This window comes from Peribacillus sp. B-H-3 (assembly GCF_048572925.1).
Classification (GTDB): domain Bacteria; phylum Bacillota; class Bacilli; order Bacillales; family DSM-1321; genus Peribacillus.
Map to the genome: position 1 here is coordinate 2047687 of NZ_CP183879.1, position 24949 is coordinate 2072635.

The following is a 24949-nucleotide window of genomic DNA, read 5'->3' on the forward strand; positions in this document are numbered from 1 at the left end:
GGAGGATATGAATTGAGCGAAAGAAAGAAAAAAGGCGGACTTACAGGAAAGCAAAAAGCAGCTATCCTGCTCATTTCCCTAGGACCGGATGTATCTGCTTCTGTATACAAGCATTTGTCTGAGGAAGAAATTGAGCGGCTGACACTTGAGATTTCTGGAGTAAGAAAAGTAGATTCACAGGAAAAAGAAGAAATTATGGATGAGTTCCATAATATTGCCCTTGCACAGGATTACATTTCACAGGGGGGGATCGGATATGCCAAGCAAGTCCTTGAAAAGGCGCTTGGCACAGATCAGGCAGCAGCCATTATCAACCGGCTTACCTCTTCGCTGCAGGTGCGGCCATTTGATTTTGCAAGGAAAGCGGATCCTGCCCAAATATTGAACTTTATACAAAATGAACATCCGCAAACCATTGCGCTGATACTATCCTATCTTGACCCTGCGCAGGCAGGGCAGATCCTATCAGAACTGCCGCAGGAGGTTCAGGCGGATATCGCTAGGAGAATTGCACTGATGGACAGCACATCTCCTGAAATAATCAATGAGGTCGAACAAATCCTGGAAAGAAAGCTTTCAGCAACCGTTACACAGGATTACACTCAAACAGGCGGTGTGGAAGCGGTAGTGGATGTATTGAACGGTGTCGACCGTTCTACAGAGCGGACTATTCTTGATGCCCTTGAAATACAGGATCCTGAGCTTGCAGAAGAAATCAAGAAAAGGATGTTTGTTTTTGAGGACATTGTTACGCTTGATGGCAGAGCCATTCAGAGAGTTGTACGGGATTCGGATAATGAGGATTTAAAGCTGGCGCTTAAAGTGGCAAGCGAAGAAGTCAAAGAGATTGTCTTCAAGAATATGTCTAAACGCATGGTGGATACCTTCCAGGAAGAAATGGAATATATGGGTCCTGTGCGCCTTAGGGATGTGGAAGAGGCCCAGTCACGGATTGTGGCTGTTATACGAAGGCTTGAAGAGTCAGGGGAAATTGTCGTAGCCCGCGGCGGAGGAGATGATATTATTGTCTAGGATCATTAAGTCTTATCACGCGGCAGCAGAAAAAGCAGGTAATAAGACTATAAAAATCCGTGAATTCAGTTCATTTTTACATGCTGAAGAAGACATGGATGATCCTCTTGAAGCCTCCCATACCCATGCAGCTGAACAGGCAAGGCATGAAGCGGAAGAAATACTGAACGGGGCAAGGAACAGGGCCAATGAATTAATCCAGGAAGCGCAGGCACAAAAAGATTTCTGGGAACAAACTGAGAAACAGCAATATATTCAGCAGGCATATGACCAAGGCTACCAGGAAGGACTGGAGTCTGGAAGGCAAAGAGGCTACGGGGAAATGTCTCAGTCCATTGAGTTTGCCAAAACGGTAGTTGAAGCTTCAAAAAGAGATTATCAGCAGCATATTGAATCTTCAGAAAAAATCATTCTGGAGCTGGGCATTTCCGTGGCTGAAAAAATTATCGGCAAAGCAATGGAAACCGATTCGGAGTATTTCTTTTCTGCAGTAAAAAAAGCGATTAAAAATGCAAGGGAATATAGAGATATCCAGCTTCATGTCCACCCGGCACATTATGAATTCATTTTATCCCGAAAAGAAGAGCTGCTAAGCATATTTCCAAAAGAAACTGATTTCTATGTCTACCCTGATCATGATTTGAATGAAGGCAGCTGTATCATAGAATCCCAGAACGGGCGCATCGATGCCAGCATTGATACACAGCTGGAGGTAATCAAACAAAAACTCGCGGATATGCTGGAAGGGGAATGATAATGAAGGCTTGTGATCTGCTTCCTTTGATTGACGATTGTCCTGCGGTTAAACATTATGGAAGGGTTAAACGGGTTGTGGGGCTAATGATCGAATCACAGGGTCCTGAAAGTTCAGTAGGCGATGTTTGCTATATTCATGCCGGAATAAAGGGCAAGAAAAGAATTATCCAAGCAGAAGTGGTCGGTTTTCGGGAAGAAATGGTGATACTGATGCCGTATGATGCCATCAGTGATATCTCTCCGGGATGCATGGTAGAAGCGTCCTCACATTCACTTCAGGTTAAGGTCGGTTCAGGGCTTATCGGACAGGTGGTAGATTCATTGGGAAATCCTTTGGATGGCTCAGCACTTCCTAAAGGGCTTGCATCAGTGCCCATAGACAGGGATCCTCCTAACCCTATGGAAAGGCCGCCCATAAATGAACCCATTGATGTAGGTGTCAGAATGATTGATAGCCTGCTGACTGTCGGCAAGGGACAGCGTGTGGGGATTTTTGCAGGAAGCGGAGTAGGGAAAAGCACTTTGCTCGGCATGGTCGCAAGAAATACGAATGCCGATTTAAATGTAATCGGGCTGATCGGTGAGCGAGGGAGAGAAGTCAGGGAATTTATTGAAAAGGATCTTGGCCCTGAAGGACTTGCGAAATCCATTGTTGTAGTGGCTACATCGGACCAGCCTGCATTAATGAGGATTAAAGGGGCATTGACTGCTACAGCTATCGCTGAGTATTTTCGCGATAAGGGGATGAATGTCATGCTGATGATGGATTCTGTCACCCGGGTTGCCATGGCCCAGCGGGAAATTGGACTGGCCATTGGCGAGCCTCCGACTACCAAAGGGTATACTCCTTCTGTTTTTTCGATATTGCCGAGGCTTTTAGAAAGGACCGGAACGAACAAACAGGGATCGATCACAGCGTTTTACACCGTCTTGGTTGACGGAGATGATATGAATGAACCTATCGCCGATGCAGTAAGAGGAATTCTCGACGGGCACTTTGTTTTGGACCGCCAATTAGCCAATAAAGGCCAGTTTCCTGCAATTAATGTTCTGAAAAGCATAAGCAGGGTCATGAATGGGATTGTCGGCCAGGAACATAAAGAGTCGGCGGAAAGACTCAGATCCTCTTTATCTACTTATATAGAGTCCGAAGACTTAATAAACATTGGTGCCTATAAAAGAGGCTCTTCTAAAGACATCGATGAAGCAATTATAAAACAGCCGGGAATCATTTCTTTTTTAAAACAGGGAACACATGAAAAAATGTCCAAGGATGAAAGCATCCTGACTCTTTTGAATTTGATGGATATGGAGTAGATTGAATGATTTATAAATACAAATTTGACAAAATTCTGACCATCAGGGAAAAGGAAAAAGAAGATGCCTTGGCAAGATATCATGGTGCTTTGAAGGAATTCGAAGAGGCTGCAGAAAAGCTGTATAAATTGCTGAAGAAAAAAGAAGATTTGCAGAAATTCCAGGAAGAAAAACTTAATAAAGGGCTTTCGGTACAGGAAATCAGGCATAATCAGTCTTTTATGGATAATCTCGAGAAAATAATCGAACATTCCCAGCTTCAAGTGCTCCAAGCCAGAGAAAGAATGATCAGACAGCAGGAGAGCTTGATGCAGAAGAATATGGAAGTTAAGAAGTATGAAAAAATGAAAGAAACTGATTTTATCAAATTCCTGGATATCTTAAAAGCAGACGAAAACAAGAATATGGACGAAATTTCGATCAGGCAGTTCATGAATAAGGACTACTAGGAGACTTCAAGGAGCAAATGCATGGATAAAGAAGAAAAAAAATACAATAGGCTTCAATGGTTTCTTTTTGTCGTGCTGATCCCGCTTTTATTTACCATCACGATTGCCTTAATTGTGCTTTCGTTTGCCGGGGTTAATGTATTGCATGCTTCAAAATCCCTGGCTGATAATATCCCGTTCATTTCTAAAATGACGAACAGCAGCGATAAGAACAGCAAGGCGGCAAAAGAGGGCAGTGCTGATTCAAAGAAGAAGCTTGCACAATTAGAAGCTGGTATAAAAAGCAAAACAGCGGAAGTTACTAAACTTGAAAATATTATTGACAGCAAAGATCAGGAAATCCAGCGGAACAGTGCTGAAAAGCAGCAGCTTGAAAACGAGATAAAAGACTTGAATGCCGCACAAGCTGATAACAAAAGGGCAATGAAAGACATTATCACAACTTATGAAACAATGGCACCAAAAAAAGCGGCCCCCATTTTAACTAAGATGCCAGATGATAATGCAGTGAAGATTCTAAGCAAAATAAAAGCGGCGTCATTAGCTGCAATCATGGAACAAATGCAGCCTGCAGATGCAGCGCGCCTGACAAAAAAATTGACTGATTTCAATCAGCAGCAAACTCCATAAGTCAAGAACTATTTTAAAGGAGGTGAGAAACATAAATATTGAAAGTATTCTGCCAGCAAAGGGAAACCAGCAGGTTCAATTGGCCCAGAAAGCGGATGGAGCCATAGACGCCTCCCAAACCTTGGGCACGTTCGGTTCTGTACTAGAAGCGGCTATATCTTTAAATGGAAATGATCAGTCCGTTAAAGGGAATAGCAGCCAAGGACAGAGCCAGCTGAAAGCGATAAAAAATATTCTTTCATTCCTGCAGATGGACAGCAGTAAAGCAGGTGAAAACAATAGCCCATTGCCGGAAGATCTATCAGTGAATCCGGGAAGTCCTGCACTATCCGGCCTAATAAATTCGCTATTAAAGGACAGCAGTGAAGATGAGGTCGAAACAATAACAAAGCTTCTTGGCGGCAAGACAGACTCCCTAAAAGAAGATAGTAAAGACAATTCAGGTACTTCAAATGAGGATAACGGTTTTGCCGGGAGTATCCTGCAGCTGCTCACTCTTCTTCAGGATTTATCTAAGCTAAAGCCTGAGGAATGGAAGAAAATCGATCTAAAGGGTGCAGCTGAAGTATTAAAGGCGGCAAAAATACAGGTGCTCATAACTCCTTATCAGGATATGACCCATAAAGATGCTGAATTAAGCAATCAATTGAAGAGCTTTCTTGAGAAAATTTCAGGAACACTTCAAAATCTTGCGGAAAATGATTCTTTGCCTAAAGGAAAAAGCTTTTCATCCACCTTGCTAACAGCCTTGGATAGTAAGGCAGATAAGCCTTTAGACATCCTCAAAAATGCTTATTCCCGGATTATTGGGGACTCAAACACATTAACAGAAAAAAACACAAAAACTGGAACGCAGGAAAAAGCTGGCGATGCCGACATGCTGCCCCGTTCAGTTAATTCACTGCACCTTCAAATTAGTAAATTAGAGCAATTTGTTTTGAAAACGGAGAAAAACGGACAGCCGGTCAATCAGGAGCAATTTATTAAAGCGTTTGAAACCATATTGAGCAAAGCTCAATTAACCGGACCCGGCGGCATGCAAAAACTGCTAATAAAATTAAATCCGGAAAATCTGGGATCATTGAAAATTGAGATCATGCAGAAGGATTCGGTTATGACCGCAAAAATAGTTGCTTCTACAGCCAAGGCAAAGGATATGCTGGAAACACAATTGCAAAGTGTAAAACAGGCACTGTCCAGCCAAAATCTCCAGCTGGAAAAAATAGAAATTTCGCAAACTGCAGGCAGCTTTTCGCAGGAAAGGTTTTTTTCAAGACAAGGAGACAGCCCAGGGCACCAGGAGAGACAAAGACAGGAACAAGTTAAAGAGGATGCCGATGAAGACCGCGACCCTTTCAGTGACCGGTTTGCTGAAGTGCTTCTAAATATGAAAGTGTAGGTGAAATTATGGCATCGATAGATACATCGCTGCTGCTGTCAAGCTATCAAAACAAGCAGGTAAGAAAGACCGGAGATACTCTCGGAAAAGACGATTTCCTGAAATTGCTGATGACTCAGCTGCAAAACCAGGATCCGACAAATCCGATGCAGGATAAAGATTTCATTGCCCAGATGGCACAATTTTCAACATTGGAACAAATCACAAATATGACATCAAGCATTGATAAATTTGTCCAGACGGAGCAGCAGAATAAGATGATTGCTTATAACTCTTTTGTCGGAAAAAATGTAACCTGGCACAAACTTGCGGATAATGCAGATTCAAATGCTGAACAATCCTTTGATACTGGAAGCGGAAGAGTAGCTTCACTTCAATTTAAGGATGACAGTGTATATTTCATCCTGGATGATGGCACCAAGCTTGAGCCAGCCAACATTTCCCAAGTGAATGATACTGCAGCCAGCACAGGAAATAACCTGTTTTCTGCAAGTGAGCTGATCGGGAAATCCGTCACATGGCTAGACAGCAGCCAAAATGAAACCACTGCCTCTGTGAAATCCGTTTCCATGAAGGACGGCAAAACATTATTTGAACTGAATGATGCAGCAGGCACGAAATTAAGTGCAGACCAAATTATTAAAATAGCAGGTTCATAAAGGGGCGGTCTTATGGAAAAACCAGTTTTTAGGCCGGTAACACAAAACCCGATTGTATTCCCTTCAAATGGTGCAGGCGTTAAAAAAAACGCACAGGCAGGATTTGCAGGCCATCTGGAGCAGGCGGCCAAAGGGAATGATAAGCTTTCCATCTCAAAGCATGCCCAGCTTAGACTCAATCAAAGAAATATACAAATCGACCAAAGCCTCTGGGGAAAAATAGAAACAAGTGTGAAGGAAGCAAGAAAAAAAGGCGTGACTGAATCTCTTGTGCTGACAAAGGATGCGGCACTTGTGATAAGCGCCAAAAATAATACAGTGATCACTGCCATGGACAGGGATGAAGCATCATCCCAGATATTCACCAATATAAACGGAACGATCATCTTAGATCGATAAGGCTGGACCTGAAAAGGGGGCCTGGGCTGCGGATTGACAGAAGCAGCCATAAAGAAAGGGGAACGTACACATGCTTCGTTCAATGTACTCGGGAATCAGCGGAATGAAAAACTTCCAGACAAAATTAGATGTAATCGGCAATAATATTGCCAATGTCAACACCTACGGTTTTAAAAAGGGAAGGACCGTCTTTAAGGACATGGTCAGCCAGACAATGCAGGGTGCAACCGGGCCTTCAGCATCCAGGGGAGGAATCAATACTAAGCAGGTTGGATTGGGAGCACAGATGTCTGCAATCGATACCATCGATACACAAGGAAGCATGCAGACTACAGGAAGAACGCTTGATCTTGCCATTTCAGGTGATGGGTATTTTAAAGTGAGTGACGGAACCAATAGCTATTATTCTAGAGCAGGAAATTTCTATTTAGATACAAATGGAGATTTAGTTAACAGTGATGGATACTATCTTCAGCAAACTGGAAACCAAAAAATAAATATCCCTCAAACAGCCACTGATATATCCATCGGCAAGGACGGAAAGGTCTCATATACTGCCGGCGGTAATTTAGTGACAACTCCTCCGCAAATTGAATTGGCTAAATTCTCTAATCCAGGCGGTCTTTCTAAAACGGGAAATAATCTATTTGCTGAAACAAAAAACTCTGGAACAGCACAATTGGATGTACCTGGAAAACCTGGTTTTGGGACAATTGAATCAGGCATGCTCGAAATGTCCAATGTCGACCTTTCTGAAGAATTCACTGACATGATTGTGGCGCAGCGCGGATTCCAGGCTAATACACGCATTATAACAACATCTGACCAGATCCTTGAAGAGCTTGTTAATCTAAAACGATAAGGTAAGGGAGGGAGGGAGCTTGAGATTTTTGTTCTTTAGCTCCCTATAAAAATTATTAAAGTAACGAGATTAAACGGAAAAAGTTTTACGGTCAATGCACTTTATATAGAAACGGTTGAATCGCACCCGGATACGACCATTACATTCACAAATGGAAAGAAGATTATAGTCAGTGAGCCGGAAGATGAAATTACACGTTCGATCATTGCCTTTTATCAAGCCGTAAATGTTCTCGGATTTCGTCATGACCTGGAGGATAATGAATAATGAAAAATAAGCTTGTAACAATAATGGTGATTATACTGGTGTCCATCACATTAGTCGGGGTGCTTGCTGTGGTGGCCATTACAAAATTCAATGGAAACGGAGAAAAAAAGGATCCATCCATCGAAGAAATTGTAAAATCATCTGTTGATATTCCTGAAATCACGACCAACCTTGGAAGCGGGGATTTCATTAAAATGTCGTTTACCATCCAAACAGACAGCACCAGTGCCAAAAAGGAGCTTGAGCAAAGGACATTTCAGGTAAAAAACATCATTATCACTGAGTTATCAGATATGAAACCCGAGGCATTAAAAGGCAAAGCCGGTAAGATTAAATTTGAAGAACAACTGAAAACAAAGGTCAATGCTCTTATGAAAGAAGGACACATTGTACAGGTTTACATAACCTCCTCTATCCTTCAATAAAGGATATTAGCCTAAAACAGCAATCTAGGATACTTTGGAGGTGATGTTATGTCTGGTGAAGTACTTTCGCAAAACGAAATAGATGCTCTTCTCTCCGCACTTTCCACTGGGGAAATGGATGCGGATGAATTGAAAAAAGAAGAGTCAGAGAAAAAAGTAAAAGTTTATGATTTTAAGAGGGCATTGCGCTTTTCCAAAGATCAAATCCGAAGCCTGACAAGAATCCATGAAAACTTTGCAAGGCTTTTGACCACATACTTTTCCGCCCAGCTACGCACATATGTCCAAATTACCGTGGCTTCGGCTGATCAGATACCTTATGAAGAATTTATCCGGTCAATCCCGAAAATGACGATATTAAATGTTTATGAGGTGCCGCCGTTAGATGGAAGAATCCTTATGGAGGTAAATCCGAATATTGCCTATGCCATGATGGACCGGGTGCTTGGCGGACGTGGAGCAAGTGTGAATAAGGTTGATAACCTGACAGAGATTGAAACAAGAATCATGTCCAATCTTTTCGAAAAAGGATTTGAAAATCTTCAGGAAGCCTGGGCAGGCGTTTCAGTAATAGAACCGATCCTTACCGACTTTGAGGTAAACCCTCAATTTCTGCAAATGGTTTCCCCGAATGAAACGGTAGTAGTCATTTCGTTAAATACCCAGATTGGCGAAACAAGCGGGATGATTAATATCTGCATACCGCACGTTGTCCTGGAACCGATCATTCCAAAGTTATCTGTTCATTATTGGATGCAGACATCTAAGAAGGAAAGATTGCCTGAAGAAATTGAAACCTTGGAAAATCGGGTGAAACATGCCGAACTGCCAATTATCGCCGAGCTTGGATTAACTGATATCTCAATCAATGATTTTCTCCACTTAGATACTGGAGACATTATCGAACTGAATCAGTCCATTGATGCACCATTAACCATCATGGTAGGCCAAGTCCCGAAATTCACAGGGCAGCCAGGCAAAGCCGGCAAAAAAATAGCCATCCAAATATTAGATACTTTGAAGGGGGGAGACGAAGATGGTGAGTGATGAAATGCTTTCGCAGGACGAAATTGATGCCCTCTTAAGAGGGACGGATGATATCAGCGAAACAGCAGCTCCGAATGTAGAAGACTTTTTAACTTCGATGGAACAAGATGCCCTTGGCGAAGTTGGAAATATATCTTTTGGAAGCTCCGCCACAGCTTTGTCAACTTTATTAAATCAAAAGGTTGAAATAACGACTCCATCTGTTACCTTAATCGAGAGAAACAGGATTTCAGAGGAATTTCCTCAGCCTTATGTAGCCATACAGGTAAATTACACAGAAGGATTTTCAGGTGTGAACCTTCTTGTTATTAAACAAAGCGATGCAGCCATTATTGCCGATTTAATGTTGGGCGGGAATGGAATCGAACCGGCAGATCTTCTTGGGGAAATTCAGCTGAGCGCCGTACAGGAAGCCTTCAACCAGATGATGGGGTCTGCGGCGACTTCCATGTCAACCATTTTCAGTAAAAAGGTCGACATTTCGCCGCCAACAATTGATATTTTGAATATTGAAGAAGGACAAGGAGAAGAGACCATTCCCCAGGAAGATTATCTGGCCAAAATTTCCTTCAGACTAAAAGTGGGGGAATTGATTGATTCATCGATCATGCAGCTTCTTCCTTTGCATTTTGCAAAAAGTCTTGTAGACCAATTGCTGAATCCTCAGAGCGATGATGCATTCGTGTCCAATGGTTCGCCAGCGGTACCTGAACAGAATCATGCTAAAGAAACACAGCAGGCTCCTTCTGCATCTTCCCATACAGAGGCTGTCCAGGAGAGCCGGATTTCCAATGAACATCAGCACGGACAATCCTATAATGGAAATGACCATGCATATGGAGGATATACACAGCAGCAAACACAGGCTTCTGCTCCGGTGCACCATAACCCTGGAAATCCTCAGCATTTGGGATCACCATATCAAGATACCAATCAGAAAGTGAATGTCCAGCCGGCAAGTTTTTCAGAATTCCAGCCATATCCTTTGCAGGAGACGGAAACGAAAAACCTTAACATGCTATTGGACATACCCTTACAGGTAACGGTGGAGCTTGGAAGAACTAATCGTTCAGTAAAGGAAATTCTTGAATTATCTTCAGGATCCATCATTGAACTTGATAAGCTGGCAGGAGAACCGGTTGATATCCTGGTTAACAGCCGCCTGATAGCCAAAGGAGAAGTAGTTGTCATTGATGAAAACTTCGGAGTAAGAGTTACAGATATAGTCAGCCAAACAGATCGTTTAAAAAAACTTAGATAATCAGGGGGGAAATTGAAATGGCACACAAAATATTGATTGTTGATGATGCAGCTTTCATGAGAATGATGATTAAGGATATTTTATCAAAAAATGGTTTTGAAATTGTAGGAGAAGCAGCGGATGGGGCACAGGCAGTGGAAAAATACCGTGAAACACAGCCGGACCTTGTAACAATGGATATTACAATGCCTGAAATGGATGGCATTTCTGCCTTGAAGGAAATAAAAAAACTAAATCCTAATGCCAAGGTCATCATGTGCTCCGCCATGGGGCAGCAGGCGATGGTAATCGATGCCATCCAGGCCGGCGCAAAAGACTTCATCGTTAAACCATTCCAGGCTGACCGTGTATTAGAGGCTATTAATAAAACATTAAGCTAACTCATAAGAGGTGTCACAACTTGGCGTTCATAACAAAAATAACTTTTGCTTTGCTGCTTCTTTTTGCTGCTCCTATTACATCGGCTGATTTTGCACATGCCTCTTCTCTTGATAAAAGTGTAAAAGATGCTTATGCCAAGCCCAATGACGATCAGGGAAACAGCAAAAAAGAAACAGCAAAAGAATCTGCAAACCTCTCAGCGGGAAGTGCCGGATTAACATTCATGGACTTTTTACGGGTAATCCTCGCTACGATATTTGTAGTGGCACTTCTTTATCTGCTGCTGAGGTTTATGAATAAAAAAAGCAAGGCATATCAAAAAGCAAACTTTATCGAAAATCTAGGCGGTGCAAGCCTTGGCTCAAACCGCTCTGTCCAGCTCATCAAGGTGGGGGGCAGGATGCTTGTTGTGGGTGTGGGCGAAAACATACAGCTGCTGAAGGAAATAGATGATCAAGCCGAGTATCAGGAAATCCTTGATAATTACAATGGCAGAATGGATCATTTGCTTCAGCCGGCTGATATTCTTTCAAAGCTGAAAAAGAAGATGGGCAGCAAAAAAAATGAAGGTTCGGGCGAATCAAGCTTTTCGTTGCGGCTGAAAGAACAGCTCGCAGAAATGTCTGAAAGCAGAAAAAAGACTTTTAAGGAAATGGAAAAGAAGGGAAGAGACACAGAGTGAATCAGTTCATGGAGTTTTTTAACAGCAGCGATCCCGGAAATGTCTCTACTTCCGTCAAGCTAGTCCTTATGCTTACTGTGCTGTCGCTTGCGCCAAGCATCCTGATTTTGATGACCTGCTTTACGAGGATTATTATCGTGCTGAGTTTTGTTAGAACTTCGCTTGCAACTCAGCAAATGCCTCCCAATCAGGTAATTGTAGGACTTGCGCTTTTTTTAACATTTTTCATTATGGCCCCCACCTTTCAGCAGGTTAATGAAAAGGCCCTCACTCCATTGTTTGAGGAGAAAATTAATCTAGAACAGGCATATGACCGTGCGTCCGTGCCATTCAAAGAATTCATGAGCGCCCATACCAGGCAAAAAGATCTTGCTTTATTCCTGGATTATGCAAAAATAAGCAAACCAAAAACCATTCAGGATATCCCATTGACAGCCATGGTTCCTGCATATGCAATAAGTGAAATTAAAACAGCCTTTCAAATAGGCTTCATGATATTTATTCCCTTTCTTGTCATTGATATGGTAATTGCGAGTGTGCTGATGTCAATGGGAATGATGATGCTGCCGCCGGTGATGATTTCCCTTCCATTTAAGATACTTCTATTTGTGCTGGTGGACGGCTGGTATTTAGTTGTGAAATCCTTATTACAAAGCTTTTAGTAAAGCAGGTGAAGAATATGAGTCCCGATTTTGTTGTTCAAGTCGCCAAGCAAGGCGTATATACCATCCTGATTGTTTGCGGGCCGCTCATACTGATTGCTCTTGGTGTAGGCCTTCTTGTGAGCATATTCCAGGCGACCACACAAATCCAGGAGCAGACCCTTGCGTTTGTCCCGAAAATTGTAGCGGTGCTGCTGGGTTTGATTCTGCTCGGCCCGTGGATGCTGAGCCATATGCTGTCATATGCCAATGAAATATTCAGCAATCTGAATCAGTTTGTAGGTTAATCATGCAAAATATATTGCCTTATTTTCCTGCATTTTTATTAGTGTTCGTGCGTGTGTCTTCATTTTTTGTGACCATGCCGTTTTTCTCATACCGTACTGTGCCCAGTTCACATCGGATAGGCCTCAGTTTTTTTCTTTCCTGGATTATGTACTATTCAATTAAGGCACCCATTCTTGAACTAGATTCAGCCTATTTCCTGCTTATATTGAAAGAAATGCTAGTAGGTCTGATGATTGGTTTCGCAGCCTATATGATACTTTCCGCCGTACAGATTGCAGGCGGATTCATTGATTTTCAGCTTGGCTTTAGCATTGCCAATGTAATTGATCCCCAGACCGGAACCCAAAGTCCGCTCACTGGCCAATACTTATATACCATCGCTCTGTTATTTTTATTAGGATCAGACGGCCACCACCTATTGATGGATGGCATATTTTACAGCTATCAGTTTATCCCGATAGACAAAATGTTCATTCCATTTGGCAGCGAAAATCTTATGCTGTATATGGTTAAGGCTTTTAACCAGACTTTCATTATTGCCTTTCAGATGTCCGTACCTGTTGTGGGGAGTTTGTTTCTGGTAGACGTGGGGCTTGGAATTGTCGCACGGACTGTCCCGCAGTTAAATATTTTCGTAGTGGGGATACCAGTTAAGATCGCAGCAGGGTTTCTCGTTCTTATCGCTGTAATGGGCATGATGATGATGGCTGTGCAGCATCTTTTTGGGTATTTGCTCATTACCATGAGAGGGCTGATGAAGCTCATGGGAGGAACATAGGATGGATTTAATCTGGCTTCGTTTGGATCTGCAATTTTTCGCAGGGGAAAAAACTGAAAAGGCTACACCAAAAAAGAGAGAAGATGCCAAAAGAAAAGGGCAGGTGGCAAAAAGCCAGGATATCAATACAGCTGCCGTTTTGCTTGCTGTTTTTCTGGTTCTGTTATTTTCAGGCACTTATATGAAAGATCAGTTTTTAGGACTTATGAAGGAATCGTTTCAAAAAGATTTTATGCTTTATAAGCTGACAGAAGAAAATACCCAGGCCATGCTTGTCCATATACTGAAAAAAATGGCCCTTATACTGGCCCCCATTCTTGGAGCAGCATTAGCTGCAGCGGTAGCAGCCAATTTTATGCAGGTAGGATTCTTATTTTCCACAGAAAGCATTCAATTCAAACTCGATAAAATAGACCCAATAAAGGGTTTTAAACGAATATTTTCTCTTAGGGCAATCGTCGAACTTTTAAAATCCATTTTAAAAATATCATTCGTGGGCCTGGTGACCTTTTTTGTTATCTGGCAGCGAATGGATGAAATCATGACACTTTCTCAAAAAAGTGCAGGGACGGCCATGATCACTCTTGCCGATATCACGGTAAAAGTGGGCCTGTATGCAACAGGTGCTTTGCTGTTTTTGTCTCTTTTGGATTACATGTATCAAAAATTTGACTTCGAAAAAAATATTCGGATGTCCAAGCAGGATATCAAGGACGAATATAAAAATATAGAGGGCGATCCCTTAATTAAGTCGAAAATCAAACAAAAGCAAAGGGAAATGGCCATGCAGCGAATGATGCAGGAAGTGCCGAAAGCAGATGTGGTCATCACAAACCCTACACATTTTGCCATAGCCCTTAAATATGATGAAGATAAACTGGATGCACCCTTTGTAATCGCAAAAGGTGCTGACTTTATCGCCCAGAAAATAAAACTTGTTGCAAAAGAAAATGACATCATTATGATGGAAAATCGGCCACTCGCAAGGGCACTTTATGATCAGACTGAAATAGGCCAGGCGATTCCTGAAGAATTCTTCAAAGCAGTTGCTGAAATTCTGGCTTTTGTATATAAGACAAAAGGCAAGATATAAAATTGGAAAGGCTTTAAATGCCTTGAACACTTGATATAAATACGCAGTAAAATCAGTTAGGAGAGAAAAGTAATATGTCAGCAAGAGATTTAACGGTATTGATAAGTGTCATAATGATTGTTGCCATGCTGATCATACCCCTGCCAACATGGTTGTTAAGTATATTGATTTTATTAAATATTTCTCTTGCACTTCTTGTTATTCTTACCACTATGAATATGAAGGAGCCGCTTGAATTCTCCATTTTCCCTTCACTGTTATTGCTGCTTACGCTATTCAGGCTTGGGCTGAATGTTTCGACTACCCGTTCTATTTTAACTAAAGGGGATGCCGGGGGAGTAGTTGAAACGTTTGGAACCTTTGTTGTTGGCGGAAATGTTCTTGTCGGACTTGTTGTATTCCTTATCTTGATAATTATCCAGTTTATCGTAATCACAAAAGGATCTGAGCGTGTATCCGAGGTTGCAGCCCGTTTTACTTTAGATGCAATGCCAGGTAAGCAAATGAGCATTGATGCGGATTTGAATGCAGGAATGATTTCAGAAGCTGAAGCACGTGAGCGGCGGGAAAAGGTAGGAATGGAAGCAGACTTTTACGGTTCCATGGACGGAGCCAGCAAGTTTGTCAAAGGTGATGCTATTGCAGGAATCATAATTGTCCTGATAAACCTGATTTTTGGAATGGTCATTGGGATTTTGCAGCAGGGAATGGGTTTCAGTGAAGCCGCATCCCACTTCTCACTCCTTACAGTCGGGGACGGAATTGTCAGCCAGGTTCCGGCCCTCCTGATTTCAACGGCAACGGGTATAGTTGTAACAAGAGCTGCCTCAAAAGGAAATCTGGGCTCTGATATCACATCACAGCTGCTTGCTTATCCAACCATGCTTTATGTGACAGCAGCTACCATCTTTCTTCTCGGGCTATTTACGCCTATCACTGATTTATTGACTATACCTATCGCGGGATTGCTTGCATTTGCAGGCTACACTATTAAAAAGAAACCCATGCCTAACGAATTGGAACTGCAGGAAATGGAAGAAGAAATTGATACAGAAGAAATGAAAAGCCCTGAAAGTGTTGTCAATCTTCTGAGTGTTGATCCGATTGAGTTTGAATTTGGCTACGGTCTGATTCCTCTTGCTGATGCAAATCAGGGCGGAGATCTTCTTGACCGGGTGGTGATGATCCGAAGGCAGCTGGCCATTGAAATGGGTCTTGTCATACCTGTTGTCAGAATCCGGGACAATATTCAATTGAATCCCAATGAATACCGTCTGAAGATCAAAGGTAATGAAATGGCCCGCGGGGAACTTTTACTGGATCATTACCTTGCCATGAGCCCAGGCATTGAAGATGATTCCATAGATGGCATAGATACGATTGAGCCATCTTTCGGATTGCCGGCCAAATGGATTGCAGAAGATGTGAAAGAGCATGCAGAAATGATGGGATATACAGTGGTGGATCCCCCCAGTGTGGTTTCCACGCATATTACCGAAGTCATTAAAGCAAATGCGCATGAATTATTGGGCAGGCAGGAAACGAAGCAGCTGATCGATCACTTGCATGAAACAGCACCTATTCTAGTGGATGAGGTGACACCTAATCCATTAACCATTGGTGAAGTGCAAAAGGTGCTTGGTAAATTGCTCCGCGAAAAGATATCAATACGGAATCTTCCTGTAATTTTTGAAACGCTGGCAGATTACGGTAAGATGTCTTCTGATACCGATTTGCTCACTGAATATGTCCGCCAGAATTTAGCAAGGCAAATTACGAACGAGCTGTCTTCAGGAGAAGAAAGCCTGAAAGTTATCACTCTATCTGGCAGAGTGGAAAAAACGATTGCAGATGCCGTTCAGCAGACAGAGCATGGCAATTACCTTTCGTTGGATCCGAACGATTCCCAGGAAATACTGGAATCCATTTCTTCGAAGCTTGAAGAGCTGGCACTCATGGAGCAATCTCCCATAGTCCTCTGTTCTCCAGCTGTCCGTATGTATGTAAGGCAATTAACAGAAAGATATTTTCCGCAGGTTCCGATTCTTTCTTATAATGAGCTGGAATCAAATATTGAAGTACAAAGTGTTGGGGTGGTGAACATAGGGTGAAGGTAAAAAAGTATACGGCGTCTTCTATGTCAGAAGCCATGAAGCAAATAAGAGAAGAGCTCGGGTCGGACGCAGTCATCTTAAATTCAAAACCGCTATTTTCCGGCGGATTTCTTGGCTTATTTAAAAAAAGAAGCATCGAAGTAATAGCTGCTGCTGATCCCGATAGCAGCAGCCTTCAAGCAAGAAAGCAAAAAGAGAGAAAACAGCCGGCTGCTCCAAAAGCTGATGACAGCATGGCAGCAAAGCCTTTGGCACCTCAGCAGCCGCAGCCCGATGTGGTGAAGGAATTAGCGAATTTAAAATCTCTGATTCTAAAAATGCAATCCAAAGATTCTCAAAAAAATTTCCCGCAGCCTTTAAGGGAAATATGGGATGCTCTTTGCAGACAGGAAGTGGATGAAGCCATTCTTGCTGAAGTCATGGAGAAACTGGTGCACAGGTGGCAGGAAGCTGGTGGTGGCATCCCAGAAGAAAAGCTGAATCAGTATATGAAAGAGGCACTTCTTGATAAAATGCCCTCAGGCGCGTTTGATGCCAGTAACTTTGAAAAAAAATATATTACGATAGTCGGCCCTACAGGAGTCGGCAAAACTACTACATTGGCAAAAATAGCTGCTGAATGCATTTTGAAGCAAAATAAAAAAGTGGCCTTTATTACTACGGATACATACCGGATTGCAGCGATTGACCAGTTGAAAACATATGCAAAGATCCTGAATGTCCCTATTGAGGTTGCCTATAATCTGGAGGATTTCAGGAAAGCCGCCGAGAGGTTTTCGCATTATGATGCGGTATTTATTGATACGGCAGGCAGAAATTTCAGAAATGCCCAATATGTTAGCGACTTAAAGGACATTATCGATTTTTCTTATGATACTGAATCCTATCTTGTTTTGTCACTGACATCTAAACAAAAAGATATGGAAGATATATATAAACAGTTCTCAGCCATACCAATCAAGCAGCTGATTTTCACAAAAGCGGATGAAACGGCCACATATGGAGCAATGCTTAATTTTTTGATTCATCAGCAAATAGGTGCGGCGTATATAACAAATGGACAAAATGTTCCTGATGACATTGAGAAAGCAACACCGGAAAATATCATAGAAACTGTTTTTGGAGAGAAAAAATATGAAGGATCAAGCTGAAAGCCTGAGGATGATGCTCAATAGCCGGAATGATGGGAAATTGGCTAAAACTCTTGCTGTCATCAGCGGAAAGGGCGGTGTGGGCAAATCTAATTTTTCCTTGAATTTCTCCATCGCACTCTCCAATAAAGGGTATAAGGTGCTGGTATTCGATATGGATATCGGTATGGGGAACATAGATATCCTGATGGGGAAACATCCGCAATATACGATTCTTGATTTTTTCGAAAGAGAAATGAAGCTAAAAGAAATCATATCAAACGGCTATGAAAATATTTCTATTATTGCAGGCGGAACAGGACTATTACATTTATTTTCTTTAAAAGAAGAGATGTTTGGCCGGTTTTCACAGGAATTCAATAGTATTCTCGAAGAGTATGACTTTATCCTGTTTGACATGGGAGCCGGCCTGAGTGAAGATTCGGCTAAATTTTTATTATGTGTTGAAGAGCTGATTATTATTACAACCCCTGAACCCACCTCTGTGATGGATGCTTATTCGGTTATGAAATATATTTATTTGCTGAATGATTCCATGCCATTTCACCTGGTCTGCAACAGGGCAGATAACAGAAAAGAGGGGATGGACACCATTGCAAGGGTACAAAATGCCGTAAAAAGGTTCCTTAATAAAGAAATTAACCCGCTCGGCATTTTGCCGGATGACAAAACCGTATCTAAAGCTGTGGCTAAACAGGTTCCATTCATGATTTTTGCTCCAAATGCTAATGTTTCACGATCTCTTACCGATATTACAACTAGATTTATCAATAAAGCCCCCCATTTCACTGATCCGAAAAGCAAGGGCTTCATGCAGAATGTAAAAAGATACTTGTTAGGGAGGTAGGCCTTAATAATGTCTAAAATTAAGGTTTTAATTGTAGAAGATTCCGCTTTTATGAGAAAGCTTATCTCCGAATTTTTGAATGAAGACAGCAGAATTGAAATTACCGGGATCGCCCGGAACGGCAAAGATGCTATAAGAAAAATTAAACAATATCAGCCTGATGTCGTAACTATGGACATTGAAATGCCGGTTATGAATGGGCTGTGCGCCCTTAAGCAGATTATGGCGGAATGCCCCGTTCCAGTTATCATGCTTTCAAGCTCTACCAGTGCTGGAGCTGAAAATACCCTGTCTGCGATGGAAAACGGCGCCTTTGATTTTATTGCAAAGCCTTCCGGGATGATATCGCTTGATCTGCATAAAATCAAAAGTGATTTAATTGAAAAGATAGTGGCCGCTAGCAAAACCAATATCCAGAATCTGCGGAAAAGTACAGATGATGTTGAAAAACGGGTGCTTACATGCAATGAATATAGGGAGAAAGTTCTGGTCCGAAAGATGGTTCCGGAACAATCACTATGGGAGAAAGAAGGAAAAAAAATCATTGTTATCGGTACTTCTACGGGGGGACCCAGGGCTCTTCAGGAAGTTTTGACAAGGATTCCTAAAAATATTGAGTCTCCTATTATCATTGTTCAGCATATGCCGCCCGGATTTACCAAATCACTCGCGAAAAGGCTTAACTCACTTTGCGAAATAGAAGTCAAAGAAGCAGAAGACGGTGAGATCATTAAAAATGGCACCGCATATATCGCTCCTGGAGGCTTTCATCTCAAAATGAAAAAAATTGGGACAAGCCTTGCCGCAGTACTGGAACAATCAGAGCAGAGAAACGGCCATAGACCTTCTGTGGATGTTTTGTTTGAATCAGCAGGCGAGCTGCAGGATTATGCCAAAATTGCCGTCATCATGACAGGCATGGGCTCTGACGGTGCAAAAGGACTTGTCAGCATGAATGAAAATGGCATGGTCAAGGCGATTGCTGAGTCACAGCAAACCTCCATTGTTTTTGGAATGCCAAAAGCAGCCATCAGTACGAACTTAATCGATTCAGTAGAGAATGTTGAAAATATAGCAAAAGCGATAGTCAGCTATTGCTAATTGAGGAGAGCGGATTTCTATGGATATGAATCAGTATTTGGAAGTTTTTATTGAAGAAAGCAAGGAGCACCTGCAAACATGCAGTGAACAGCTTCTCGAATTAGAGAAGTCTCCACAAGATTTATTGATCGTTAATGAAATCTTCCGCTCAGCACACACATTAAAAGGCATGTCGGCAACGATGGGATACGAGGACCTGGCTAACTTGACACATAAAATGGAAAATGTGCTGGATGGAATCCGAAACCAGAAAATAAGCCTCAACTCCGAAATATTCGATGTGATTTTTTTGGCGGTGGATGACCTTGAAGCAATGGTCATGTCGATTGCTGAAGGAGGAGACGGTAAACGGGATGTTGCAGACGTTGTCAAAAAACTGCAATTGATAGAAGACGGCCAGTCTCCTTTAGCGGCATCTGCCAGCGGGGAAGTGGCGGCAGGTTTAATGCTTGCAGAAAAAGAAACGTTAAGCAAAAGTGAGTATGATGAGTTTGAATTGACTGTGCTGCAGCAATCCCAGGAGCAGGGGTTTTCCAATTACGAAATTACTATAAGCCTGCGTGAAGATTGCCTATTAAAAGCAGCCAGGGTATTCATGGTTTTTGAGGTTCTTGAGAAAATAGGCGAAGTCATTCAATCCAATCCATCTGCTGAACAATTAGAAGAGGAACAATTTGATCACTCATTCACGGTAACTGTAATTTCAAAAGAAAATAAAGAGGATCTTAAAAAGAAAGTCATGAAGGTTTCAGAGGTTGAGCATGTTGAAATCCATGCGATTGATCTTGAAGAATTGCGCAAAGAAACTCAGAGACAACCAAATCAGCAAGTGCAGCAATCCCTAGAGAACGCTCCTGAAAACACAGGGGATGCCAAAGTCCAAGAGCCCGAAAAACAAAAACAGACTCAAGGTAAACAGCATGGATCTAAAACAATCCGAGTCAATATTGAAAGGCTGGATATTCTGCTGAATTTATTTGAAGAACTGGTTATAGACAGGGGAAGGCTTGAACAAATATCAAAAGAGCTAAACAACCAGGAATTAAATGAAACGGTAGAAAGAATGTCACGGGTGACAGGAGATCTCCAGAATATTATTTTAAATATGCGTATGGTTCCTGTTGAAACAGTATTTAACCGTTTTCCCAAAATGGTGCGGCAGCTGGCGCGGGATCTTAATAAAAAAATCAATCTTGAAGTGATCGGTTCTGAAACAGAACTTGAGCGGACCGTAATAGACGAAATTGGAGATCCGCTTGTTCATCTGATAAGAAATGCTCTAGATCATGGCATTGAAACTCCCGAAATCCGAAAATCTCAAGGGAAAAGTGAAGAAGGTACTGTCATTCTTAAAGCGTTTCACAGCGGCAACCACGTTTTCATCGAGCTTAAAGATGATGGTGCTGGCATTAATAAAGAACGGGTTATTAAAAAAGCGATCAGCAATGGAATAATTTCTGAACAAAATGCAGCTATATTAACAGATAAACAGGTGTATGAGCTTATTTTTGCTTCTGGTTTTTCAACAGCTGAAGTCATATCCGATGTTTCAGGCCGGGGAGTTGGTCTGGATGTTGTCAAAAATAAGATAGAATCGCTGGGAGGCTCTGTATCTATTGATTCTTCACCAGGACAAGGTTCTACATTCCTGATTCAGCTGCCGCTTACACTATCCATCATCTCGGTTATGCTGATTGAAATACAACAAGAAAAATTTGCGATCCCGCTTTCTTCAATTATAGAAACAGCCATAATCAAAAAAGAAGATATTATGAATGCACATAATCAGCAAGTGATTGATTTCAGAGGGAAAGTACTGCCGCTTCTTTTCTTAAAAGATGTCTTTGATGTTCCTGTGTATATGGAAGAAGAAGAGTTCTATTCAGTTGTGATTGTCAGAAAAGGGGATAAAATGGCTGGACTTGTTGTTGATACATTTATTGGACAGCAGGAAATTGTGTTAAAAACACTCGGCAATTATCTTACTTCTGTTTTCGCAATTTCCGGTGCTACTATACTTGGAGATGGTCAAGTTGCATTGATTATCGACTGCAACGCTCTTATAAAATAAGCCCTTTTAAGCTTGCCTGCTGATTTCATCACTGGATTTTAGTGACGCAGGCAACGCAAATCCCGAAGGAGCCGAGATAATCCACAATCAGCAATGCGCTTTAGCGGCCAAAAAAATAAGTTGAATAAAAAAAGGCTGAGTGGTTGAACGAGAATTTTTTCTATCTGATACAGAGGCCGGTGGATGAAAATCCGTCCATAAATGAGGAGGTTATATGTTGTCAAATCTTACAGCAGCCGAAGATGTTAAAATCATCGTATTTCAAATTGAAGATAAAGAATACGCAATACCTGTCAGCCATGTCCGCGGTATTGAAAAAGTCCTGCACATCACACGTGTCCCTAAAACGGTTCCTTTTGTGAAGGGTGTTATTAACCTAAGGGGTGTCATTACTCCTATCATTGATTTGCGTGCCAGATTTGGACTTGAAGAACGTCCATACACAGACAGGACGAGAATTATCATTGTTACCCTGGGTGATATTGAAATCGGACTGATCACAGATTCAGCCAATGATGTGCTGGATGTGCCGGTAAACAGCATAGAACCGCCGCCTGAAGTAGTAGGTGCAATTGAAGCTGAATATATTAGCGGAGTGGCAAAAATTGAAAAGAGGCTTCTGATTCTTTTGAATATGGAAAAGATCCTTAACCCTGAGGAACATGCAGATTTAGCAGGAAAAGAAGGATAGTCATGTCATTTATTGAAAACATTACGGCTCTGCATCTTGATATTTTGAAAGAAATAGGAAATATTGGTGCAGGGAATGCGGCAACCTCCCTTTCTGCACTGCTGGATAAAAAGATAGAAATGAAGGTTCCGCAGGTAAGGATACTCTCACTGGCAGAAACGATGGAATTATCAGGCGGAGCAGAGGCCGTTGTAGCCAGTGTCTTTCTCAGAATCGAGGGAGATGCACATGGAAGCATATTTTTTGTGCTTCCGCTTGGCCAGGCTGAATACTTTATCCGGCAAATGACCAAAGAACATGGAGACCTTTGTTCTGATCCATTTTCAGATCTGGGTCTTTCAGCTCTTCAAGAGGCTGGCAATATTCTGTCAGGCTCCTATCTGTCTGCCCTGTCAAATTTTACTGGATTGGATCTTTATCCTACAGTACCTGAGCTATGCATAGATATGGCTGGCGCCCAGATTGGCTGCGGGATTTTGGAAATTTCCCAGTCAAGCGATTATGTCATTGCCATCGATACAGCTCTTCATGAAGCAGAAACTTCCAATGAATATGTTAATGGCCATTTTTTGTTCCTTCCTGATTCGGATGCTTTTGAAACCATTTTTGCTTCCTTGGGGGCTGGTCATCATGACTGATGCAGCAATGATTATTAAAGTTGGAATCGCAGACATGGGGATCGCAAGGACCGCGGAAGTAATCCGTACTTCCGGGCTTGGCTCATGTGTTGGAGTTGTCATTTATGACCCTTTAAAGGAGATTGCAGGTTTGGCTCATGTCATGCTGCCTCATTCTTCTTTGTCAAAGGCCGGTCAGATCAATGTTGCCAAATTTGCTGATACGGCTATTGTTGAGCTTGTACAAAGACTTATTGAGGCAGGAGCAAGGGAGCCGTTTTTAAAAGCGAAAATGGCGGGAGGGGCACAAATGTTTCAATTCACATCAGGCAAAGATTTAATGCGCATCGGACCGAGAAACGTCGAGGCAGTAAAGCATGAGCTGCAGTCACTGGGCATCCAGCTGATTTCAGAAGATATCGGGGGAAGCTGCGGGCGGACCATTGAATTCAATCCCAAAACAAGCATGCTGAATATACGCACGGTAAATAAAGCTGCGAAAAATATTTAGCGGTTGCTACAAGGAATAACGATGCCGATCCAAGCTGATTTAACTGATTCATTCTTCGTCCATGATAATGGGTTTTAAACGCTCATACATAAGAAAATAAGAAATTCAGCAGAGTGCAGCTTTGCTGTTTTTTTTCTGGCCAATTATCGGCCTATACAAAAGGAGGAAGGTTTTTTAAGACATTTTCGGGAGCATTAAGAAAGGTGCCGGCACTTTCATCCTTTAATCTGTTTAGGCTCCGAAGGAAAAGAAATGGCCTGCAGTCCAAAATTATGCATGAATTGGAGCTATGCCCTGCGGTTTTTTTGAAAATATAGACCATTGGTAGGGTATACAGGTTATATGACTGATTCTCTGTTTTTGTTATAATAGTTATATTGAAACATTTTTGTTCGGACCTGGCATTTCGGCATCCCAGATAATGGAGAAGCAAAATATCAGTTCAAATCATTTTTTTACCATTATGCATACAGCGTTAGGAGGAGTCCGATGTCTCAATTGTCTACCCTAGAAGAGCAAATACACTGGAAAAATTGGATCGAGAGCCATGACCCTGATGCTGGGGATCAGCTGGTGAAAAAATACCTCCCTTTGGTTTCATTTCACGTTCAGAGGATATCTGTCAGCTTGCCTAAAAGTGTCAGCCGTGATGACATTAGAAGTCTTGGGATGATGGGTCTTTTTGATGCTTTGGAGCGTTTTGATCCAAACAGGGATCTGAAATTCGACACATATGCATCATTTCGGATAAGAGGGGCCATTCTTGATGGTCTCCGCAAAGAGGATTGGCTGTCCAGAAGCGCTCGCGATAAAGCGAAAAAAATTGAAGCAGCCGCAGAAAAACTGGAACAAACGCTCATGAGAAATGCAACTCCAAAAGAAATTGCCTGCAGTTTGAATATCACAGAAGATGAGGTCTATACAGCCTTAAACGAGAACTTTTTTGCCAATGTATTATCAATGGATGAAAATCCTCAAGAGCAGGAAGAAAAAGAAAGCCATTTTCATATTAAAGATGATAAGGCGCTGCTGCCTGAGGAAAATCTGATGAAGCAGGAACTCTACAGTGAACTTGCCAAAGTCATTGAGTCTCTTAATGAGAAAGAACAGCTGGTTCTGCAGCTTTTTTACAAAGAGGAACTTACATTGACAGAAATAGGACAAGTCATGAATTTATCAACATCAAGAATCTCCCAAATTCATTCAAGGGCAATTTATAAGCTGAGGGCGACGATGAAGGATATTAAATAATGAATTTAAGCTAATATAGATAGTGCCATCAAACTGAAAGCCTGCAGAACTATGATTCTGCTGATGCTTATAAGTAAGCTCGCTGGACAAGGTGAGTAAATCTATGACTCAAAAAGCTCTTCCGGGCGTCCCTGGATGCAGGCCAAGCTGCAGGAACAGCCGGAAATCAAAAGGAAGGCGATGTAAAATAGGCGGAAGGGAAATACGG

Annotated in this window: 28 protein-coding genes; all 28 read left to right on the forward strand. The window is 42.0% G+C overall.

Annotated features, from left to right (window positions below; genetic code table 11):
- The first annotated feature begins 12 nt into the window (after positions 1-12).
- The 28 genes from fliG to ACN6MY_RS10270 all read left to right on the forward strand — a co-directional run bounded on the left by fliG (position 13) and on the right by ACN6MY_RS10270 (position 24741).
- The gene (gene fliG, locus ACN6MY_RS10135) at positions 13-1032 is read left to right on the forward strand and encodes a flagellar motor switch protein FliG (RefSeq protein ID WP_419883827.1); all 1020 of its coding nucleotides are present in this window, start codon (positions 13-15) and stop codon (positions 1030-1032) included.
- Positions 1016-1786 (forward strand): flagellar assembly protein FliH, encoded by a 771-nt coding sequence (gene fliH, locus ACN6MY_RS10140; RefSeq protein WP_419883828.1) that lies wholly within the window; start codon positions 1016-1018, stop codon positions 1784-1786. Before fliG ends, fliH begins: the two co-directional genes overlap by 17 nt.
- 2 nt (positions 1787-1788) lie before the next feature.
- Positions 1789-3105, forward strand: coding sequence for a flagellar protein export ATPase FliI (gene fliI, locus ACN6MY_RS10145; RefSeq protein ID WP_419883829.1), 1317 nt, complete (start codon positions 1789-1791; stop codon positions 3103-3105).
- Between the two features lie 5 nt (positions 3106-3110).
- Positions 3111-3554, forward strand: a complete 444-nt coding sequence (fliJ, locus tag ACN6MY_RS10150) for a flagellar export protein FliJ (RefSeq protein WP_419883830.1) — start codon at positions 3111-3113, stop codon at positions 3552-3554.
- Between the two features lie 21 nt (positions 3555-3575).
- Positions 3576-4184: a MotE family protein gene (locus ACN6MY_RS10155; RefSeq protein ID WP_419883831.1), complete on the forward strand. Its 609-nt coding sequence runs from the start codon at positions 3576-3578 to the stop codon at positions 4182-4184.
- A 79-nt stretch (positions 4185-4263) separates the two neighbouring features.
- On the forward strand, positions 4264-5583 hold the full coding sequence (locus tag ACN6MY_RS10160) for a flagellar hook-length control protein FliK (RefSeq protein ID WP_419883832.1): 1320 nt from the start codon (positions 4264-4266) through the stop codon (positions 5581-5583).
- Positions 5584-5591: 8 nt separating this feature from the next.
- The gene (gene flgD / locus ACN6MY_RS10165; protein ID WP_419883833.1) at positions 5592-6242 is read left to right on the forward strand and encodes a flagellar hook assembly protein FlgD; all 651 of its coding nucleotides are present in this window, start codon (positions 5592-5594) and stop codon (positions 6240-6242) included.
- 12 nt (positions 6243-6254) lie between these two features.
- Positions 6255-6641 (forward strand): TIGR02530 family flagellar biosynthesis protein, encoded by a 387-nt coding sequence (locus ACN6MY_RS10170; RefSeq protein WP_419883834.1) that lies wholly within the window; start codon positions 6255-6257, stop codon positions 6639-6641.
- A gap of 70 nt (positions 6642-6711) precedes the next feature.
- Complete coding sequence (gene flgG, locus ACN6MY_RS10175) at positions 6712-7503, forward strand: flagellar basal body rod protein FlgG (RefSeq protein ID WP_419883835.1); 792 nt, start codon at positions 6712-6714, stop codon at positions 7501-7503.
- Positions 7504-7554: 51 nt separating this feature from the next.
- Positions 7555-7770, forward strand: coding sequence for a flagellar FlbD family protein (locus tag ACN6MY_RS10180; protein ID WP_083391979.1), 216 nt, complete (start codon positions 7555-7557; stop codon positions 7768-7770).
- Positions 7770-8195, forward strand: a complete 426-nt coding sequence (gene fliL / locus ACN6MY_RS10185; RefSeq protein WP_419883836.1) for a flagellar basal body-associated protein FliL — start codon at positions 7770-7772, stop codon at positions 8193-8195. The genes ACN6MY_RS10180 and fliL overlap by 1 nt, the downstream gene beginning before the upstream one ends.
- 48 nt (positions 8196-8243) lie before the next feature.
- Positions 8244-9242, forward strand: coding sequence for a flagellar motor switch protein FliM (gene fliM, locus ACN6MY_RS10190; RefSeq protein ID WP_419883837.1), 999 nt, complete (start codon positions 8244-8246; stop codon positions 9240-9242).
- Entirely contained in the window at positions 9232-10503 is a 1272-nt protein-coding gene (gene fliY, locus ACN6MY_RS10195; RefSeq protein ID WP_419883838.1) for a flagellar motor switch phosphatase FliY, read from the forward strand. Before fliM ends, fliY begins: the two co-directional genes overlap by 11 nt.
- 17 nt (positions 10504-10520) lie before the next feature.
- Positions 10521-10883 (forward strand): response regulator, encoded by a 363-nt coding sequence (locus tag ACN6MY_RS10200; RefSeq protein ID WP_071349513.1) that lies wholly within the window; start codon positions 10521-10523, stop codon positions 10881-10883.
- A gap of 20 nt (positions 10884-10903) precedes the next feature.
- Positions 10904-11566: a flagellar biosynthetic protein FliO gene (locus tag ACN6MY_RS10205; protein WP_419883839.1), complete on the forward strand. Its 663-nt coding sequence runs from the start codon at positions 10904-10906 to the stop codon at positions 11564-11566.
- An 8-nt stretch (positions 11567-11574) separates the two neighbouring features.
- The gene (gene fliP / locus ACN6MY_RS10210; protein WP_371261405.1) at positions 11575-12228 is read left to right on the forward strand and encodes a flagellar type III secretion system pore protein FliP; all 654 of its coding nucleotides are present in this window, start codon (positions 11575-11577) and stop codon (positions 12226-12228) included.
- A 17-nt stretch (positions 12229-12245) separates the two neighbouring features.
- On the forward strand, positions 12246-12515 hold the full coding sequence (gene fliQ, locus ACN6MY_RS10215; protein ID WP_419883840.1) for a flagellar biosynthesis protein FliQ: 270 nt from the start codon (positions 12246-12248) through the stop codon (positions 12513-12515).
- A gap of 2 nt (positions 12516-12517) precedes the next feature.
- A complete protein-coding gene (fliR, locus tag ACN6MY_RS10220; RefSeq protein WP_419883841.1) occupies positions 12518-13294 on the forward strand; it encodes a flagellar biosynthetic protein FliR in 777 nt (258 codons plus the stop codon).
- 1 nt (position 13295) lies between these two features.
- Positions 13296-14387, forward strand: a complete 1092-nt coding sequence (flhB, locus tag ACN6MY_RS10225) for a flagellar biosynthesis protein FlhB (protein ID WP_419883842.1) — start codon at positions 13296-13298, stop codon at positions 14385-14387.
- Positions 14388-14461: 74 nt separating this feature from the next.
- Positions 14462-16498 (forward strand): flagellar biosynthesis protein FlhA, encoded by a 2037-nt coding sequence (gene flhA, locus ACN6MY_RS10230; protein WP_419883843.1) that lies wholly within the window; start codon positions 14462-14464, stop codon positions 16496-16498.
- A complete protein-coding gene (gene flhF, locus ACN6MY_RS10235; protein ID WP_419883844.1) occupies positions 16495-17652 on the forward strand; it encodes a flagellar biosynthesis protein FlhF in 1158 nt (385 codons plus the stop codon). The genes flhA and flhF overlap by 4 nt, the downstream gene beginning before the upstream one ends.
- Entirely contained in the window at positions 17636-18499 is an 864-nt protein-coding gene (locus tag ACN6MY_RS10240) for a MinD/ParA family protein (RefSeq protein ID WP_419883845.1), read from the forward strand. Before flhF ends, ACN6MY_RS10240 begins: the two co-directional genes overlap by 17 nt.
- A 9-nt stretch (positions 18500-18508) precedes the next feature.
- Positions 18509-19600: a protein-glutamate methylesterase/protein-glutamine glutaminase gene (locus ACN6MY_RS10245; protein ID WP_419883846.1), complete on the forward strand. Its 1092-nt coding sequence runs from the start codon at positions 18509-18511 to the stop codon at positions 19598-19600.
- Between the two features lie 19 nt (positions 19601-19619).
- Positions 19620-21671, forward strand: a complete 2052-nt coding sequence (locus tag ACN6MY_RS10250; protein ID WP_419883847.1) for a chemotaxis protein CheW — start codon at positions 19620-19622, stop codon at positions 21669-21671.
- 214 nt (positions 21672-21885) lie between these two features.
- Positions 21886-22362, forward strand: a complete 477-nt coding sequence (locus ACN6MY_RS10255; RefSeq protein WP_419883848.1) for a chemotaxis protein CheW — start codon at positions 21886-21888, stop codon at positions 22360-22362.
- 2 nt (positions 22363-22364) lie between these two features.
- Positions 22365-23000, forward strand: coding sequence for a chemotaxis protein CheC (locus tag ACN6MY_RS10260; RefSeq protein WP_419883849.1), 636 nt, complete (start codon positions 22365-22367; stop codon positions 22998-23000).
- Positions 22993-23490, forward strand: coding sequence for a chemotaxis protein CheD (locus ACN6MY_RS10265; RefSeq protein ID WP_419883850.1), 498 nt, complete (start codon positions 22993-22995; stop codon positions 23488-23490). The genes ACN6MY_RS10260 and ACN6MY_RS10265 overlap by 8 nt, the downstream gene beginning before the upstream one ends.
- Before the next feature lie 489 nt (positions 23491-23979).
- Positions 23980-24741: a FliA/WhiG family RNA polymerase sigma factor gene (locus tag ACN6MY_RS10270; protein ID WP_419883851.1), complete on the forward strand. Its 762-nt coding sequence runs from the start codon at positions 23980-23982 to the stop codon at positions 24739-24741.
- The last annotated feature ends 208 nt before the right edge of the window (positions 24742-24949 follow it).

What these genes read in the sequence shown, in the direction of transcription:
- ACN6MY_RS10255 (WP_419883848.1), top strand. Translation starts at nt 21,886, where the DNA reads ATGTTGTCAAATCTTACAGCAGCCGAAGATGTTAAAATCATCGTATTT.
- ACN6MY_RS10265 (WP_419883850.1), top strand. Translation starts at nt 22,993, where the DNA reads ATGACTGATGCAGCAATGATTATTAAAGTTGGAATCGCAGACATGGGG.
- ACN6MY_RS10240 (WP_419883845.1), top strand. Translation starts at nt 17,636, where the DNA reads ATGAAGGATCAAGCTGAAAGCCTGAGGATGATGCTCAATAGCCGGAAT.
- ACN6MY_RS10155 (WP_419883831.1), top strand. Translation starts at nt 3,576, where the DNA reads ATGGATAAAGAAGAAAAAAAATACAATAGGCTTCAATGGTTTCTTTTT.
- ACN6MY_RS10260 (WP_419883849.1), top strand. Translation starts at nt 22,365, where the DNA reads ATGTCATTTATTGAAAACATTACGGCTCTGCATCTTGATATTTTGAAA.
- ACN6MY_RS10250 (WP_419883847.1), top strand. Translation starts at nt 19,620, where the DNA reads ATGGATATGAATCAGTATTTGGAAGTTTTTATTGAAGAAAGCAAGGAG.
- fliJ (WP_419883830.1), top strand. Translation starts at nt 3,111, where the DNA reads ATGATTTATAAATACAAATTTGACAAAATTCTGACCATCAGGGAAAAG.
- ACN6MY_RS10200 (WP_071349513.1), top strand. Translation starts at nt 10,521, where the DNA reads ATGGCACACAAAATATTGATTGTTGATGATGCAGCTTTCATGAGAATG.
- fliR (WP_419883841.1), top strand. Translation starts at nt 12,518, where the DNA reads ATGCAAAATATATTGCCTTATTTTCCTGCATTTTTATTAGTGTTCGTG.
- flgD (WP_419883833.1), top strand. Translation starts at nt 5,592, where the DNA reads ATGGCATCGATAGATACATCGCTGCTGCTGTCAAGCTATCAAAACAAG.
- ACN6MY_RS10270 (WP_419883851.1), top strand. Translation starts at nt 23,980, where the DNA reads ATGTCTCAATTGTCTACCCTAGAAGAGCAAATACACTGGAAAAATTGG.
- fliH (WP_419883828.1), top strand. Translation starts at nt 1,016, where the DNA reads ATGATATTATTGTCTAGGATCATTAAGTCTTATCACGCGGCAGCAGAA.
- ACN6MY_RS10170 (WP_419883834.1), top strand. Translation starts at nt 6,255, where the DNA reads ATGGAAAAACCAGTTTTTAGGCCGGTAACACAAAACCCGATTGTATTC.
- flhB (WP_419883842.1), top strand. Translation starts at nt 13,296, where the DNA reads ATGGATTTAATCTGGCTTCGTTTGGATCTGCAATTTTTCGCAGGGGAA.
- fliY (WP_419883838.1), top strand. Translation starts at nt 9,232, where the DNA reads ATGGTGAGTGATGAAATGCTTTCGCAGGACGAAATTGATGCCCTCTTA.
- flgG (WP_419883835.1), top strand. Translation starts at nt 6,712, where the DNA reads ATGCTTCGTTCAATGTACTCGGGAATCAGCGGAATGAAAAACTTCCAG.
- fliQ (WP_419883840.1), top strand. Translation starts at nt 12,246, where the DNA reads ATGAGTCCCGATTTTGTTGTTCAAGTCGCCAAGCAAGGCGTATATACC.
- ACN6MY_RS10245 (WP_419883846.1), top strand. Translation starts at nt 18,509, where the DNA reads ATGTCTAAAATTAAGGTTTTAATTGTAGAAGATTCCGCTTTTATGAGA.
- fliL (WP_419883836.1), top strand. Translation starts at nt 7,770, where the DNA reads ATGAAAAATAAGCTTGTAACAATAATGGTGATTATACTGGTGTCCATC.
- flhA (WP_419883843.1), top strand. Translation starts at nt 14,462, where the DNA reads ATGTCAGCAAGAGATTTAACGGTATTGATAAGTGTCATAATGATTGTT.
- fliP (WP_371261405.1), top strand. Translation starts at nt 11,575, where the DNA reads ATGGAGTTTTTTAACAGCAGCGATCCCGGAAATGTCTCTACTTCCGTC.
- fliI (WP_419883829.1), top strand. Translation starts at nt 1,789, where the DNA reads ATGAAGGCTTGTGATCTGCTTCCTTTGATTGACGATTGTCCTGCGGTT.
- fliM (WP_419883837.1), top strand. Translation starts at nt 8,244, where the DNA reads ATGTCTGGTGAAGTACTTTCGCAAAACGAAATAGATGCTCTTCTCTCC.